Raw genomic sequence first — 13315 nt, forward strand, 5'->3', positions numbered from 1 at the left:
TTACCGGCGCGTTCGCGAAGGTTGCGCCAGTTCGAAGGCGTGACGGGGGAGGAAGAGGGTCGCCATGAGGATGCGCAGCTACACGCTCCATCTGCCGCACGAGGCCCGCCCCGGCGAGGCGCACGACCTGGACCGGGCGCAGCTGGTGCCGGACGGGTTCTCAGGCACGGCCTTCGCCTTCTCGGTCCTGTGGTTCCTGTATCACCGCCTCTGGCTCGCCGCCCTGCTCGTCCTCGCCGGGCTCGGCGCCACGGCCCTCGTCGGCTACGGCCTCGGCCTGTCGCCGGCGGCCGGCACCGTCATCACGCTGCTGGTCCTGGTCCTGATCGGGCTCGAGGCGTCCTCGCTCCGGCGCTGGACGCTTGCCCGCAACGGCCGGCCGGCGCGCGACGCGGTGGTGGCCTTCAATGCCGACGAGGCCGAGGCCAAGGCGATGACGCGCTGGCTCGACCCCGCCCGCACGCCGAGTGTGCGAACCTCGACCGAGTTCGCCGGCGCCCGCGCGGTCGAGCCGGTGATCGGCCTGTTCCCGGCGCAGGGCGGCCGGTGAGCGTCTTCAAGGGACAGAGACCGTGAGCGCCGAGACCGTCGCGATCATCGATTACGGGTCGGGCAACCTGCACTCGGCGGCCAAGGCCTTCGAGCGGGCCGCCCGCGAAGCCGGCCTGCCTGAGACCCGCATCGTCGTCACCGGCGATCCGGATGCGGTCGCGCGCGCCGACCGGATCGTGCTCCCCGGCGTCGGCGCCTACGCCGACTGCCGCCGCGGGCTCGACGCCGTCCCCGGCCTCGTGGAGGCGATGGGCGAGGCGGCGATCGGATCGGGGCGCCCGTTCCTCGGCATCTGCGTCGGCATGCAGCTCATGGCCACCCGCGGCCTCGAATACGAGACCACGGACGGCCTCGGCTGGATCTCGGGCGACGTCGGGCCGATCCGGCCGTCGGATCCCGCCTTGAAGATCCCGCACATGGGCTGGAACACCCTGGCGCCGGCACGCGACCATCCCCTGCTCGACGGCATCCGCACCGGGCCGGACGGGCTGCACGCCTACTTCGTGCACAGCTTCGCCCTCAAGGCCGATCGCCCGGACGAGGTCGTCGCCGAGGCGGAATACGGCGGTCCCGTCACCGCGATGGTGGCGCGCGACAACCTCGCCGGCACGCAATTCCACCCGGAGAAGAGCCAGAATCTCGGGCTGGCCCTGCTCGCGAACTTTCTGCGCTGGCGTCCGTAGATGCCGCGTCCTCCATCGACCGCCCAGAAGAAACGAGCGTCCGCGTGATCCTGTATCCGGCCATCGATCTCAAGGAAGGACATTGCGTCCGGCTCGTGCAGGGCGACATGGCGCAGGCCGTGGTGTTCAACGACGACCCGGCCGCGCAGGCCCGGGCGTTCGCCGACCAGGGCTTCTCCTGGCTGCACGTGGTCGACCTCGACGGCGCCTTCGCCGGCGCGCCGATGAACGCGGCCGCGGTCGACGCGATCCTGGCCGAGATCGACATCCCGGTGCAGCTCGGCGGCGGCATCCGCGAGATGCGGACGCTGGAGGGCTGGCTCGAGAAGGGCGTCGCCCGGGTGATCATCGGCACGGCAGCCGTGCGCGACCCGGCCTTCGTCCACGAGGCGGCGCGGCGCCATCCGGGCAAGATCGCGGTGGGCATCGACGCCAAGGACGGGCGCGTCGCGGTGGCGGGCTGGGCCGAGACCTCCAGCATGACGGCGGAAGACCTCGGCCGCCGTTTCGAGGATGCCGGCGTCTCGGCGATCATCTACACCGACATCGCCCGCGACGGCATCCTGAAGGGCCTCAACATCGAGATGACGGTGGCGCTCGCCGAAGCCGTGAGCATCCCGGTGATCGCCTCGGGCGGCCTCGCCTCGATCGAGGACGTGCACCGCCTGCTCGAGCCCGATTGCGCGATGCTGGCCGGCGCCATCACCGGCCGCGCCCTCTACGACGGCCGCATCGACCCGCGGGCGGCGCTGTTCGCGATCAAGGCCGCGCGCGGCAACGCCGCCTCGTGATAGTCTCGCCCGGTCAAGGATTTGCCGGGAGGCTGCGATGACGGCTTTGGCGAAGGCGGCGCGACCGGCGGAGGCCGGAACGGCCTACGCGGACGATTTCTACACCTGGACGCAGGAGCAGAGCGCGCGCCTCCGGGCCGGCGACCTGACCGCCCTCGATCTGCAGAACCTCGCCGAGGAGATCGAGAGCTTGGGCAAGAGCGAGTTCAACAGCCTCGTCAGCGCGTGGCGCGTCCTCCTCCTGCACATGCTGAAGTTCGATCATCAGCCGGCGCGCCGAACGCGGTCCTGGACGCTGTCGATCAAGGAGCAGTGCAAGGAGGCATCCTTCGTGCTGAAGGACAACCCCGGCCTCAAGAGCCGGTTGGACGAGGCGCTCGAACGCGCCTACGACACGGCCCGGTTGAAGGCGGCGCGGGAGACCCGGCTGCCCCTCGCGACCTTCCCCGAGACCTGCCCCTACACCCGCGACGAGATGCTGACGCGTCCCTTCGCGATCGACCCCGACGACACGACCGCCTGAAGGGCCGCCCCCGTGCTCAAGACCCGCATCATCCCCTGCCTCGACGTCAAGGACGGCCGCGTCGTCAAGGGCGTGAAGTTCCTCGAGCTGCGCGACGCGGGCGATCCGGTGGAGGCGGCCAAGGCCTACGACGCGGCCGGCGCCGACGAGCTCTGCTTCCTCGACATCACCGCGAGCCACGAGGCGCGCGGCACCCTGCTCGACGTGGTGAGCCGCACGGCGGAGGCCTGCTTCATGCCGCTCACCGTCGGCGGCGGCGTGCGGGCGGTGACGGACGTGCGCGCGCTGCTGCTCGCCGGCGCCGACAAGGTCGCGATCAACACGGCGGCCGTGAACGACCCCGACCTCGTGGCGCGGGCCGCGGAGAAGTTCGGCGCGCAATGCGTCGTGGTGGCGATCGACGCCAAGCGCACCTCGGCGCCGGGCGAGCCGGACGCGTGGCAGATCTTCACCCATGGCGGCCGCACCCCCACCGGCCTCGACGCGATCGCCTTCGCCCGCACGGTGGCGGCCAAGGGGGCGGGCGAGCTGCTCGTCACCTCGATGGACCGGGACGGGACGCGCTCGGGCTACGACCTCGCGCTGATCCGCGCCATCGCCGACGCGGTGACCGTGCCGGTGATCGCCTCTGGCGGCGTCGGCGGGCTCGACGACCTCGTGGCCGGCGTCGCCGAGGGCCATGCCAGCGCGGTGCTGGCGGCCTCGATCTTCCATTTCGGGCAGCACAGCGTCGCCGAGGCCAAGGTGCACATGGCGGCGGCCGGCCTCGCCATGCGGCTGGACGCCTGAACCCGGTCCCATGCGGTGAACCCATTCCCATAGCAGGGCCTGGGCATGGCACGATCCGGAACCATTTTTCCGACAATTCCGGCCGGCCGTCGCGGAAATGCGGGTGGCGACGCGCTCCTGCGCCGGCTCCCCGCTTGCCCGGCGCCCGCCGTTGACGCAGGTTCCGGCGACGGCATCGTCGCCTTCGAACCCTGCCGCACGGGTCTTGTATGTCCGCCTACACCCTCGACGACCTCGCACGCCTCGTGGCGAGCCGCGCCGGCACCGCGCCCGACCAGTCCTACACGGCCAAGCTGCTCGCCGGCGGCCCGGCCAAGGCCGCCAAGAAGCTCGGCGAGGAGGCGGTGGAGGCCGCCATCGCCGCGGTGCAGGGGGACAAGGCCGGCCTGACCAACGAGGCGGCGGACGTGCTCTACCACCTCGTCGTGCTGCTGCGCGCCGGGGGCGTCGAGCTGTCGGCGGTGATGGCGGAGCTGGAACGCCGCACCGCGCAGAGCGGCATCGCCGAGAAGGCGTCGAGGCCGCCGGCATGAAGGCGGCCGCGCTCGCCCCCGGCCAGAATCCGGTGACGGGGCAGAACCCGGTCACGGGCGACGGGCCCGAGCGGATCTCGCCCTATCGCCTGTTCAGCCGCGAATCCTGGGCGCAGCTGCGCGCCGACACGCCGCTCACCCTGACGCAGGAGGACGTGGAGCGCCTGCAATCGCTGAACGACCCGATCTCGCTGGAGGAGGTGGTCGCGATCTACCTGCCGCTGTCGCGGCTGCTCTCGCTCTACGTTGCGGCGAGCCAGGGGCTGTTCAAGGCGACCCAGCGCTTCCTGATGGCCGAGCGCGAGACCAAGGCGCCCTACATCATCGGGCTCGCCGGCTCCGTGGCGGTGGGCAAGTCGACCACGGCCCGCGTGCTCACCGCGCTGCTCGCGCGCTGGCCGAACACCCCGAAGGTCGACCTCGTCACCACCGACGGGTTCCTGCTGCCGAACGCCGAGCTCGCCGCGCAGGGCATCATGGACCGGAAGGGCTTCCCGGAAAGCTACGACACCGCCGCCCTGCTGCAGTTCCTGCACGACGTGAAATCGGGCCGGAAGCGCGTGACCGCGCCGCTCTACTCCCACCTCGTCTACGACCGGGTGGCCGGCGAGGAGCGGGTGGTGGAGAGCCCCGACATCCTGATCGTCGAGGGCCTGAACGTGTTGCAGCCGGCGCGCCTGCCGCGCGACGGCACCGCGATCCCGTTCGTCTCCGACTTCTTCGACTTCTCGATCTACCTCGACGGGCACGAGGACGACCTGCACCGGTGGTACGTGATGCGCTTCATGCGCCTGCGCCAGACCGCGTTCCGCGACCCCCGCTCGTACTTCCGCAAATACGCCGAGGTGCCGGAGGCGGAAGCGCTCGCCATCGCCGACCGGCTGTGGTCGACGATCAACTTGCCGAACCTGCGCGACAACATCCTGCCGACCCGCCAGCGCGCCAGCCTGATCCTGGCCAAGGGAGCGAGCCACCGCATCGAGAGCGTGGCGCTGCGGCGGTTGTAGGCCCCTTCAGGCGAACGGAAACGCGGCTTCCGCGACGTACGGCCCGCCGCCGGTCGAGTCGCGCGCGGAGTACAGCACCACCTCCGTCGCGGAGAAGCGCTGGGGCGTGAAGATCGGCGCCTGCGACAAGGCCATCGCCACCGCCTCGGGCGTGGCCTCGCGGCGCAGGCGCGCCAGCGTCACGTGCGGCACGAACTTGCGCCGCTCCGGCTCGGCGCCGGCCCTTCGGATCAGGCGCTCCTGCTCGGCCTGGAGGTCCATCAGGTCGGGGTTGGCCGCGACGCTGGCCAGCAGCGCGCGCGGCTTGTCGCCGCCGAACACCGAGAGGCCGTCCAGCACCACCGCGATCGCCCGGCGCGCCCGCATCTCGGAGAGCGCCTCCACCGCGTCCTCGGCCAGGGCGACCGGCACGTCGCCGAGGAAGCGCAGGGTGACGTGGTAATCCGCCGGCTCGATCCAGCGGGCGCCGGGCAGGCCGCCGCGGAACGGTGCCAACCCGGCGGCGATCTCCGGCGGGAGGGCGAGCGCCGTGAATAGGCGCGGCATCTCAGGGCGCCTTGGCTGGGAGGCGCCCGAGGAAGGCCTCGACCGAGGGCAGGATGCCGGCCACGATCACGTCGACGCCCTTGGCGTTCGGGTGGAGCCCGTCGTCGAGGGTGTAGGCCCGGTCGCCGACCATGCCGGCCATGAAGAACGGGTACAGCACGAGGTCGTATTTCTGGGCCAGGTCGGGGTAGATCGCGTCGAAGCGCGCGACGTAGTCGGGTCCGAGGTTGGTCGAGGCGCGCATGCCGGCGAGCAGCACCGGGATGCCGCGATCCTTCAGCCGCGCGACGATCGCCTCCAGCGCCTTCCGCGTCACGGCCGGGTCGGTGCCGCGCAGCATGTCGTTGGCGCCGAGTTCCAGGATCACGCCGTCGGTGCCGTCGGGGACCGACCAGTCGACCCGGTCGAGGCCGTTGGTGGCGGTCTCGCCCGAGACGCCGGCGTTGGCGACCGTCACCGTCCGACCTTTCGCCGCGAGCGCCCGCTCCAGCACCGCCGGGAAGGCGGAACTCGCCGGCAGGCGGTAGCCAGCGGTGAGGCTGTCGCCCAACGCCACCAGACGGATCGGCTTCGGCCCGGGCGGCGGGTCGGCTTTCGCCGGCGCGACGCCGGCCATCGACAGGACCAGCCCCGCTGCGGCAAACAGGGCCATCAGGATCGTCCTGCGCCGGCCGTCATGGCGTAGTTCCGTCGCGGTCGCCATATCGGCTCCACGAGCCTCGGTCGGCACGGGTCGTGCCGAAGCGCACCGAACGTTCGTCCGCCAACCGTGATCTCCGTCCCGCATGTTCGCCATCCCGCACAGATCGGCTCAGCCGTGACCGACGACAAGCCCTCTTCCAGCAAGCCCTCGCCGGAAATGCCCGCGTCCGGAACGCCGGCCATCGCCCTTTCCGGCATCGACCTCAGCCTCGGCCGGGGCGCCGCCCGCGTCCACGTGCTGCGCGGGATCTCCCTCGACGTCGCCCGCGGCGAGGCGGTCGGCCTCGTCGGGCCGTCGGGCTCGGGCAAGTCGACCCTGCTGATGGTGATGGCGGGGCTGGAGCGGCCCGATTCCGGCGCGATCCGAATCGAGGACACCGACCTCGGGCGCCTCGACGAGGACGCGCTCGCGCGCTTCCGCGGCCGGCGCATCGGCATCGTGTTCCAGGCCTTCCACCTCGTCCCGACGATGACGGCGTTGGAGAACGTCGCCCTGCCGCTGGAGCTGGCCGACAAGCCCGAGGCACAGGCCCGCGCCAAGCGGGAGCTCGAGGCCGTCGGCCTCGGCCACCGGCTGCACCACTACCCGGCCCAGCTCTCGGGCGGCGAGCAGCAGCGCGTCGCCATCGCCCGCGCCGTCGCCCCCGACCCGGCGATCCTGGTGGCCGACGAGCCCACCGGCAACCTCGACGAGGCGACCGGGCGCCAGATCGTCGAGTTGCTGTTCGCGCTCAAGCGCGACCGCGGCGCGACGCTCGTCCTCGTCACCCACGATCCGGGGCTCGCCCGCCTCTGCGACCGCACCGTGCGCCTGCGCTCGGGACGGATCGAGGAGCCGGTGGCGGCCTGATGCACGGCACCCTTTCCCGACAGGACCGGACGCCCCCCTCGCGCCTTCCCCTCACCCTACGGCTCGCGCTCCGCGAGCTCCGCGGGGGCTTGGGCGGGTTTGCGGTGTTCCTCGCCTGCATCGCGCTCGGCGTCGCGGCGATCGCAGGCGTCGCCTCGATCTCGCGCTCGCTGTCGGACGGCCTCGGGCGGGAGGGCAAGCGCATCCTCGGCGGCGACCTGAGCTACAGCCTGATCAACCGCGAGGCGACGGAACCCGAGCGGGCGGCCCTCGACGCGCAGGGGCGGGTGGACGTGGTCGCCTCGCTCCGCGCCATGGCGGTGGCGGGGGAGGGCGCGGCGCTCGTCGAGTTGAAGGCGGTCGATTCCGGCTACCCGTCGGCTGGGGAGCTCGTCACCGAGCCGCAGGCGCCGCTCGCCGGCCTGCTCGCCGAGCGGGACGGGATCGACGGAGCGCTCGCCGACCCCGCCCTCCTGACCCGCCTCGACCTCAAGGTCGGCGACAGGCTCACCCTCGCGGGCCGGCCCTTCGCCATCCGCGCGACCATCGTCTCCGAGCCGGACAAGATCGCCGGGGGGATCGGCTTCGGGCCGCGGCTCATCATGTCGCAAGACGCGTTGCGGCGGACCGGCCTCGTCCAGCCGGGCAGCCTCAACCGCTGGAGCTACCGGCTGATCCTGCCGGGCGCCGACGACGCGGGCCTCGACGCCGCCGCCGCGCGAATCGCCGCCGCGGCGCCACAGGCCGGCTGGGAGATGCGGGCGCGCACCAACGCCGACCCGCGCTTCTCCAAGAGCATCGAGCGCTTCACCCAGTTCCTGACGCTGGTCGGCCTCACCGCGCTGATCGTCGGCGGGGTCGGCGTCGCCAACGCCGTCAACGCCTTCGTCGAGCGCAAGCGCCCCTCGATCGCCACCCTGAAGAGCGTCGGCGCGCCGGGCTCGAAGGTCGTCGCCTTGTACCTGACGCAGGTGATGCTGATCGCCGGCCTCGGCACGGCGATCGGCCTCGTCGTCGGCGCCGCCTTGCCGTTCGTCCTCGACGCGCTGTTCCGGGACAGCCTGCCGCTGCCGCTGAACCCGACGCTGGCGCCGCTGGAACTGCTTCAGGCGGCGGCCTACGGGCTCCTGACCGCCCTGGCCTTCGCGATCACGCCGCTCGGGCGCGCCCACGACGTCCCGGTCTCGGGGCTGTTTCGCGACACCGTCGACCCGGCCGCCGCCCGCATCCGCCCGCGCTACCGACTGATCCTGGCGCTGGCGCTCGCCGCCCTGGTCGGTCTCGCCGTCGGCACCGCCTTCGACCGGCGCGTGGCCCTGATCTTCATCGCCGCCGCCGGCATCGCCTTCGGCCTGCTGCGCCTCGTCGCGGTCGGCGTGATGGTGCTCGCCCGCCGGCTGCCGCATCCCAAGCGCACCGCGCCGCGGATGGCGCTGGCCAACCTCCACCGCCCGGGCGCCCTGACGCCGGCCATCGTCCTGTCGCTGGGCTTGGGCGTGACGCTCCTCGTGACCTTGAGCCTGATCGACGTGAACGTGCGCCGCACGATCTCGGCGACCCTGCCCGCACGCGCGCCGAACCTGTTCTTCCTCGACATCCCGGCGGCCGACTCGAACGCCTTCCACGACTTCCTCGCGCGCCAGGCGCCCGCCGCCAAGATCGAGCGGGTGCCGATGATGCGCGGGCGCATCGTGGCGCTGGACGACGTGCCGGCCGAGAAGATCCGGCCGCCGGAGGACGCCGCCTGGGTGCTCGACGGCGACCGGGGCATCACCTACGCCGAGGACGTGCCCGAGGGCTCGAACATCGTCGCCGGAAAGTGGTGGACGGCCGAGGAGGCCAAGACCCCGCTGGTCTCGTTCGAGGCGGAGCTGGCCAGGAACCTCGGCCTGAAGGTCGGCAGCCGCGTCACCGTCAACGTGCTCGGCAGGAACCTCACCGCCACCATCGCCAACCTGCGCAAGGTCGAGTGGCGCAACCTCGGCATCAACTTCGTCATGGTGTTCTCCCCCGGCACGTTCCGCGGGGCGCCGCACTCGGACCTCGCGACGCTGACCCTGCCCGGCGGCACGAACGGACCGATCGAGAACCGCATCCTGCGCGACGTCGCCAAGACGTTCCCCTCCGTCACCAGCGTGCGGGTGAAGGACGCCCTCGACGCCGTCGGCGACCTCGTCGGCCGGCTGGTGCTGGCGATCCGCGGGGCGAGCGCGGTGGCGGTGCTGGCGAGCCTGTTCGTGCTGGCCGGCGCCATCGCCGCAGGGCACCGGGCGCGGCTCTACGACGCCGTGGTGCTGAAGGTGCTCGGCGCCACCCGCGGACGGCTGCTCACCGCCTACGGCCTCGAATACGGCGCGCTCGGCCTCGTCACCGCGTTGTTCGGGCTGCTGGCCGGGACGCTGGCCGGCTGGGTGATCGTCACCAAGGTGATGCGCCTCGACTTCGTCCTCGACCTGTCGGGGGCGCTGGTGGCGGCGGCAGCCGCCGTGGTACTCGCCGTGGTGCTGGGGCTCGCCGGCACCTGGCGCATCCTCGGCCAGAAGCCGGCGCCGTACTTGCGACAATCGTAAGATGCGGCAATCCTGATGCGCGACGAAGTATGACCGAACTTTAATCCCAGACTTCGTGAACAAAATTAACGGCCGCGGATTCACCAAAAGCGCTTTTCCAAGCTCTACCGGGCTCTTGTGCGGGGCGGCCGAAAGCAACATATTCCAACCCGAGGCGCTCGACGGCGCCAGAGGTCCCCTGCGTGGGCCTCGTCTCAAACACCACGCACGAGCGAGCCTTCCGAGGTCACTCCCATGGCATTCGACAACTCTCCCTTCCGCTACGGCGCCCAGGCGCCGTCGCAGGCCGGCACCCAGGTCGCGTTCGACCAGGGCCTGCGGACCTTCATGCTCGGCGTCTACAACAACATGGTCGTGGGCCTGGGCATCTCGGGCCTGGTCGCGCTCGGCCTCAACATGGCCGCCACCACCGCGACCGCGACCGGGCGTCTCGCCCTGACGCCGTTCGGCCAGACGCTCTACAACAGCCCGCTCAAGTGGGTCCTGATGTTCGCGCCGCTCGCCTTCATCCTCGTCTTCTCGATGCGGATGGACCGGATGTCGGCCTCGTCGGCGCGGACGATGTTCTTCGCCTTCGCGGCGGTGATGGGCGCCTCGATGTCGACGCTGCTGCTGGTGTTCACCGGCGCCAGCGTGGTGCGGGTGTTCTTCATCACCTCGGCGACCTTCGGCGCGTTGAGCCTCTACGGCTACACCACGAAGCGCAGCCTCTCGGGCATGGGCTCGTTCCTGATCATGGGCCTGATCGGCATCATGATCGCCTCGATCGTCAACATCTTCCTGGCCTCTTCGGCGCTGCAGTTCGCCGTCTCGGTGCTCGGCGTGCTGATCTTCGCGGGGCTGACCGCCTACGACACCCAGAAGCTGAAGGAGATGTATCTCTCCAGCGGCTTCGACGGCGAGGCGGCCGCCAAGATGTCGGTGAACGGTGCGCTGACGCTGTACCTCGACTTCATCAACATGTTCCAGTTCCTGCTCTCGCTCCTCGGCGACCGCCGCTAAGCGAATTCCGAACCGGACGAACGAAAAAGGCCCCGGCGGGAATGCCGGGGCCTTTTTCATGCGCGCGGTGGCTTCCTCTCCCGAAAAGGAAAGGGATCGGGCTCGGGCTCACACCGCGCGCAGGGGCTTCTCCAGCACCGCGAGCACGCGGGCGAGGTCGGCGCCGCGCTTGAGCACCACGCCGGTGGCGGCGACCACGGCGTAGGCGCCCTGGCGGCGGGCGAGCTTGGGGTCCTTCTCGATCCGGTAGAGCGGCATCTCGGAGGTGCGGCGGTAGATCGAGAACACCGCCTTGTCCCGACGGAAATCGAGGGCGTAGTCGCGCCATTCGCCCTCCGCGACCCGGCGGCCGTAGAGGTTGAAGATCGTGCGCAGCTCGTGCCGGTCGAACGCGATCTGCGGGGCGGTGGACGGGCTGGGGAAGGGCACCACGCGGGCCGTCGACTCGTCTGTCCGGATCTCGCCGCTTGCGCGCTCGCTCATCGTCCCTCCGCCGTGGGTCCTGCTACCGATCGTTGAGGATGGGCCTCGGGCGGCCGGCCCGCAAGGGTCCCGGACAAGGCCGCGTTCACCGATTCGTTCGTTGCGGACAGGACACGCCCAAGAAACAAATGCCGCGGTTTCGCCCCGATCACGCCTTTTCCGGGCCGTGTTGCGACTCGACAACGAGGGCCGAACCCTAGTCGGGTCGTGCCCCGACGGTCGTCCGCATCCCGAGCTCCCCAGCCCGCGGGCGTCACCGGACCGCACGACGCGACATCCCAGAGGTTTCGAGACCCAAGGACTTCAGGCCGCCCGCAAGGGCGGCCTTTTTTGTTCGCGCCCGGCGCGCTGAGCAGGAACGCGCAAACCCTGCCGAAACCCGCTATGAGGCGGGCCGACCATGACCGACGCCCGCCCGCCCCGCTTCGACGACGACTTCCGGCAGGCGCTCGACGACCTGTTCGCGTGGCGCCGCGACGTGCGCCGCTTCCGCGCCGACCCGGTGGACGAGGCCCTGCTGCGCGAGAGCCTGGCGGCGGCCCATCGCAGCCCGTCGGTCGGCAACAGCCAGCCGTGGCGCTTCGTGCGCGTCGCCGACCCCGCCCGCCGCGCCGGCGTGGTCGCGAGCTTCGAGCGCTGCAACGCCGACGCGGCCCTGCGCTACGACGACGAGACCCAGGCGCGCTACCGCGCCCTGAAGCTCGCGGGCCTGCGCGAGGCCCCGGTGCACCTCGCCGTCTTCTGCGACGACGCGACGGAGGCCGGCCACGGCCTCGGCCGGGCGACCATGCCGGAGATGCTGCGCTACTCCGTGGTCGGCGCCGTGCAGACCTTCTGGCTCGCGGCGCGCGCCCGCGGCCTCGGCACCGGCTGGGTCTCGATCCTGGAGCCGGCCCGGATCGGGACGCTGCTCGACGTGCCGGAGAGCTGGCACCTCGTCGCCTACCTCTGCGTCGGCCTCCCCGTGGAGGAGCACGCCGACCCCGAGCTCGTGCGCCACGGCTGGCAGGCGCAGGACGCGACGGCCGCGCGTCTGTTCGAGCGGTAAAGCAAATCCTTCGACGAACGTTCGCCTTTGTCGAAAGGACATCGAGCGCTTTTTACCGTCTTCCGCGAAGAGCGTGAGCAAACCCGCAGTCCTCGAAGGACGAGCTGGAACGCAGAGCTTGGCCGTGGATTACTGCTGCAGCGAACGGTCACGCTCTGCGAAGGAAATCCCCAGATGTCGGTCAGGAAATACGTGTCCACGGGCCTCGGCGGCGCGATGCTGGCCGGCCTCGTGGCGACGCCGGTGGCGGCGCGCGAGGTGGTGCCGTTCGCGGACGGGGCGATGCCGGGTTCGGTGGTGATCAGCGTCTCGCAGCGCCGGCTCTACCTCGTCAACGGCGACGGCACTGCGATCCGCTACCCCGTCGCGGTGGGGAAGCCCGGCAAGCAATGGTTCGGCACCAAGGCGATCGACGGGAAGTACGTGCAGCCGGCCTGGTCGCCGCCGAGCGAGGTCAAGCGCGACAACCCGCGCCTGCCGAACCTGATCGCCGGCGGCTCGCCGCACAACCCGATGGGCGCCGCGGCGATGACGCTCTCGGGCGGCGAATACGCCATCCACGGCACCAACCGCCCGAGCTCGGTCGGCACCTGGGCCTCCTACGGCTGCATCCGGATGTACAACCAGGATGTGGTCGATCTCTACGACCGCGTCTCGGTCGGCACCCCGGTCTACGTGACGCGCTGAGGATTGGCTCCAGAACCCCGCAAGATCAGGCGGCGGCCGGCGCCGTCGCCTCGATCGCCGTGAAGGTCTCCAGGATGTGGTAGGTGTGCACGGTCCCGGCCGGCACGCAGTAGGAATCGCCCGGCTCGAGCGCGACCGTCCGGTCCTCGAGCACCAGATTGGCCCGGCCCGAGATCACGTAGCCCACGGTCTCGTAATCGGACGTGGTGCTCGGCTTGTCGTCGGCCGGCGGCTCGTCGCGCCACATCCGCATGCCGACCAGCTCGCCCTTCGCCAGCGCGACCTCGCCGTGGGCGCCGCTCGGCGCATCCTTGCTCGATACCTTGGTGATCATCGGGGGCCTCGTCTCGCACTGCGCTTCGCGAGCCCAACAGCAGGCTCGCCCGGTCGTTCCGGCGGCTTCGCGCGACCAACGGCCCCGTCTGGTCGGAACTTGCGATCAGAAGTCGACGGCGAGCCCCTTCACCTCCCAGTCGTCGTAGCGCACCGGTTCGAGCCCGCCGCGCCCGAGGCGCTCGGGGGCCGCCGAGACCGCCGCCGCCCGCGCGT

17 protein-coding genes are annotated in these 13315 nt (G+C 71.4%); 12 read left to right on the plus strand and 5 right to left on the minus strand.

The window, feature by feature from the left end:
- Window positions 1-70 precede the first annotated feature (70 nt).
- The 7 genes from FV229_RS03235 to coaA all read left to right on the plus strand — a co-directional run bounded on the left by FV229_RS03235 (window position 71) and on the right by coaA (window position 4878).
- Window positions 71-550, plus strand: a complete 480-nt coding sequence (locus FV229_RS03235) for a DUF2628 domain-containing protein (protein WP_147750581.1) — start codon at window positions 71-73, stop codon at window positions 548-550.
- Between the two features lie 22 nt (window positions 551-572).
- Window positions 573-1235 (plus strand): imidazole glycerol phosphate synthase subunit HisH, encoded by a 663-nt coding sequence (gene hisH / locus FV229_RS03240; RefSeq protein WP_147750561.1) that lies wholly within the window; start codon window positions 573-575, stop codon window positions 1233-1235.
- Between the two features lie 44 nt (window positions 1236-1279).
- Window positions 1280-2026 (plus strand): 1-(5-phosphoribosyl)-5-[(5-phosphoribosylamino)methylideneamino]imidazole-4-carboxamide isomerase, encoded by a 747-nt coding sequence (gene hisA, locus FV229_RS03245; RefSeq protein WP_147750562.1) that lies wholly within the window; start codon window positions 1280-1282, stop codon window positions 2024-2026.
- A gap of 37 nt (window positions 2027-2063) precedes the next feature.
- Entirely contained in the window at window positions 2064-2549 is a 486-nt protein-coding gene (locus FV229_RS03250; protein ID WP_147750563.1) for a DUF29 domain-containing protein, read from the plus strand.
- Between the two features lie 12 nt (window positions 2550-2561).
- Window positions 2562-3338: an imidazole glycerol phosphate synthase subunit HisF gene (gene hisF / locus FV229_RS03255; protein ID WP_147750564.1), complete on the plus strand. Its 777-nt coding sequence runs from the start codon at window positions 2562-2564 to the stop codon at window positions 3336-3338.
- A 209-nt stretch (window positions 3339-3547) separates the two neighbouring features.
- On the plus strand, window positions 3548-3871 hold the full coding sequence (locus FV229_RS03260) for a phosphoribosyl-ATP diphosphatase (protein WP_147750565.1): 324 nt from the start codon (window positions 3548-3550) through the stop codon (window positions 3869-3871).
- On the plus strand, window positions 3868-4878 hold the full coding sequence (gene coaA / locus FV229_RS03265) for a type I pantothenate kinase (RefSeq protein ID WP_147750566.1): 1011 nt from the start codon (window positions 3868-3870) through the stop codon (window positions 4876-4878). Before FV229_RS03260 ends, coaA begins: the two co-directional genes overlap by 4 nt.
- A 6-nt stretch (window positions 4879-4884) precedes the next feature.
- Here the strand turns inward: coaA and thpR are convergent, their stop codons facing one another.
- Window positions 4885-5424 (minus strand): RNA 2',3'-cyclic phosphodiesterase, encoded by a 540-nt coding sequence (gene thpR, locus FV229_RS03270; protein ID WP_147750567.1) that lies wholly within the window; start codon window positions 5422-5424, stop codon window positions 4885-4887.
- Window position 5425: 1 nt separating this feature from the next.
- Window positions 5426-6076, minus strand: a complete 651-nt coding sequence (locus FV229_RS03275; RefSeq protein WP_147750568.1) for an arylesterase — start codon at window positions 6074-6076, stop codon at window positions 5426-5428.
- Between the two features lie 207 nt (window positions 6077-6283).
- On the opposite strand from FV229_RS03275, the gene FV229_RS03280 reads away from it, so the two are divergent.
- The 3 genes from FV229_RS03280 to FV229_RS03290 all read left to right on the plus strand — a co-directional run bounded on the left by FV229_RS03280 (window position 6284) and on the right by FV229_RS03290 (window position 10548).
- Window positions 6284-6976, plus strand: coding sequence for an ABC transporter ATP-binding protein (locus tag FV229_RS03280; protein ID WP_147750582.1), 693 nt, complete (start codon window positions 6284-6286; stop codon window positions 6974-6976).
- Window positions 6976-9546: an FtsX-like permease family protein gene (locus tag FV229_RS03285; RefSeq protein ID WP_147750569.1), complete on the plus strand. Its 2571-nt coding sequence runs from the start codon at window positions 6976-6978 to the stop codon at window positions 9544-9546. Before FV229_RS03280 ends, FV229_RS03285 begins: the two co-directional genes overlap by 1 nt.
- A 234-nt stretch (window positions 9547-9780) precedes the next feature.
- On the plus strand, window positions 9781-10548 hold the full coding sequence (locus FV229_RS03290; protein ID WP_147750570.1) for a Bax inhibitor-1/YccA family protein: 768 nt from the start codon (window positions 9781-9783) through the stop codon (window positions 10546-10548).
- Window positions 10549-10656: 108 nt separating this feature from the next.
- On the opposite strand, the gene FV229_RS03295 is transcribed toward FV229_RS03290, so the two are convergent.
- A complete protein-coding gene (locus FV229_RS03295) occupies window positions 10657-11031 on the minus strand; it encodes a DUF2794 domain-containing protein (RefSeq protein ID WP_147750571.1) in 375 nt (124 codons plus the stop codon).
- Window positions 11032-11431: 400 nt separating this feature from the next.
- Between FV229_RS03295 and bluB the strand changes: the two genes are divergently transcribed.
- Both bluB and FV229_RS03305 read left to right on the plus strand, forming a co-directional pair.
- Window positions 11432-12079, plus strand: coding sequence for a 5,6-dimethylbenzimidazole synthase (gene bluB / locus FV229_RS03300; protein WP_147750572.1), 648 nt, complete (start codon window positions 11432-11434; stop codon window positions 12077-12079).
- A gap of 174 nt (window positions 12080-12253) precedes the next feature.
- Complete coding sequence (locus tag FV229_RS03305) at window positions 12254-12766, plus strand: L,D-transpeptidase (RefSeq protein ID WP_147750573.1); 513 nt, start codon at window positions 12254-12256, stop codon at window positions 12764-12766.
- Between the two features lie 25 nt (window positions 12767-12791).
- Here the strand turns inward: FV229_RS03305 and FV229_RS03310 are convergent, their stop codons facing one another.
- Both FV229_RS03310 and FV229_RS03315 read right to left on the minus strand, forming a co-directional pair.
- On the minus strand, window positions 12792-13100 hold the full coding sequence (locus tag FV229_RS03310; RefSeq protein ID WP_147750574.1) for a cupin domain-containing protein: 309 nt from the start codon (window positions 13098-13100) through the stop codon (window positions 12792-12794).
- 105 nt (window positions 13101-13205) lie between these two features.
- On the minus strand, window positions 13206-13315 hold a 110-nt coding region (locus tag FV229_RS03315; protein WP_147750575.1), incomplete at its 5' end, for a DUF1674 domain-containing protein.

The sequence above is a fragment of the Methylobacterium sp. WL120 genome, assembly GCF_008039465.1.
In the GTDB taxonomy this organism is placed as follows: Bacteria; Pseudomonadota; Alphaproteobacteria; order Rhizobiales; family Beijerinckiaceae; genus Methylobacterium; species Methylobacterium cerastii.

Excerpts from the sequence above, each read along its gene's own strand:
- FV229_RS03260 (WP_147750565.1), top strand. The coding sequence starts at position 3,548 with ATGTCCGCCTACACCCTCGACGACCTCGCACGCCTCGTGGCGAGCCGC.
- FV229_RS03275 (WP_147750568.1), bottom strand. The coding sequence starts at position 6,076 with ATGGCCCTGTTTGCCGCAGCGGGGCTGGTCCTGTCGATGGCCGGCGTC.
- FV229_RS03250 (WP_147750563.1), top strand. The coding sequence starts at position 2,064 with ATGACGGCTTTGGCGAAGGCGGCGCGACCGGCGGAGGCCGGAACGGCC.
- FV229_RS03305 (WP_147750573.1), top strand. The coding sequence starts at position 12,254 with ATGTCGGTCAGGAAATACGTGTCCACGGGCCTCGGCGGCGCGATGCTG.
- FV229_RS03290 (WP_147750570.1), top strand. The coding sequence starts at position 9,781 with ATGGCATTCGACAACTCTCCCTTCCGCTACGGCGCCCAGGCGCCGTCG.
- FV229_RS03280 (WP_147750582.1), top strand. The coding sequence starts at position 6,284 with ATGCCCGCGTCCGGAACGCCGGCCATCGCCCTTTCCGGCATCGACCTC.
- FV229_RS03235 (WP_147750581.1), top strand. The coding sequence starts at position 71 with ATGCGCAGCTACACGCTCCATCTGCCGCACGAGGCCCGCCCCGGCGAG.
- FV229_RS03310 (WP_147750574.1), bottom strand. The coding sequence starts at position 13,100 with ATGATCACCAAGGTATCGAGCAAGGATGCGCCGAGCGGCGCCCACGGC.
- FV229_RS03295 (WP_147750571.1), bottom strand. The coding sequence starts at position 11,031 with ATGAGCGAGCGCGCAAGCGGCGAGATCCGGACAGACGAGTCGACGGCC.
- thpR (WP_147750567.1), bottom strand. The coding sequence starts at position 5,424 with ATGCCGCGCCTATTCACGGCGCTCGCCCTCCCGCCGGAGATCGCCGCC.
- bluB (WP_147750572.1), top strand. The coding sequence starts at position 11,432 with ATGACCGACGCCCGCCCGCCCCGCTTCGACGACGACTTCCGGCAGGCG.
- coaA (WP_147750566.1), top strand. The coding sequence starts at position 3,868 with ATGAAGGCGGCCGCGCTCGCCCCCGGCCAGAATCCGGTGACGGGGCAG.
- FV229_RS03285 (WP_147750569.1), top strand. The coding sequence starts at position 6,976 with ATGCACGGCACCCTTTCCCGACAGGACCGGACGCCCCCCTCGCGCCTT.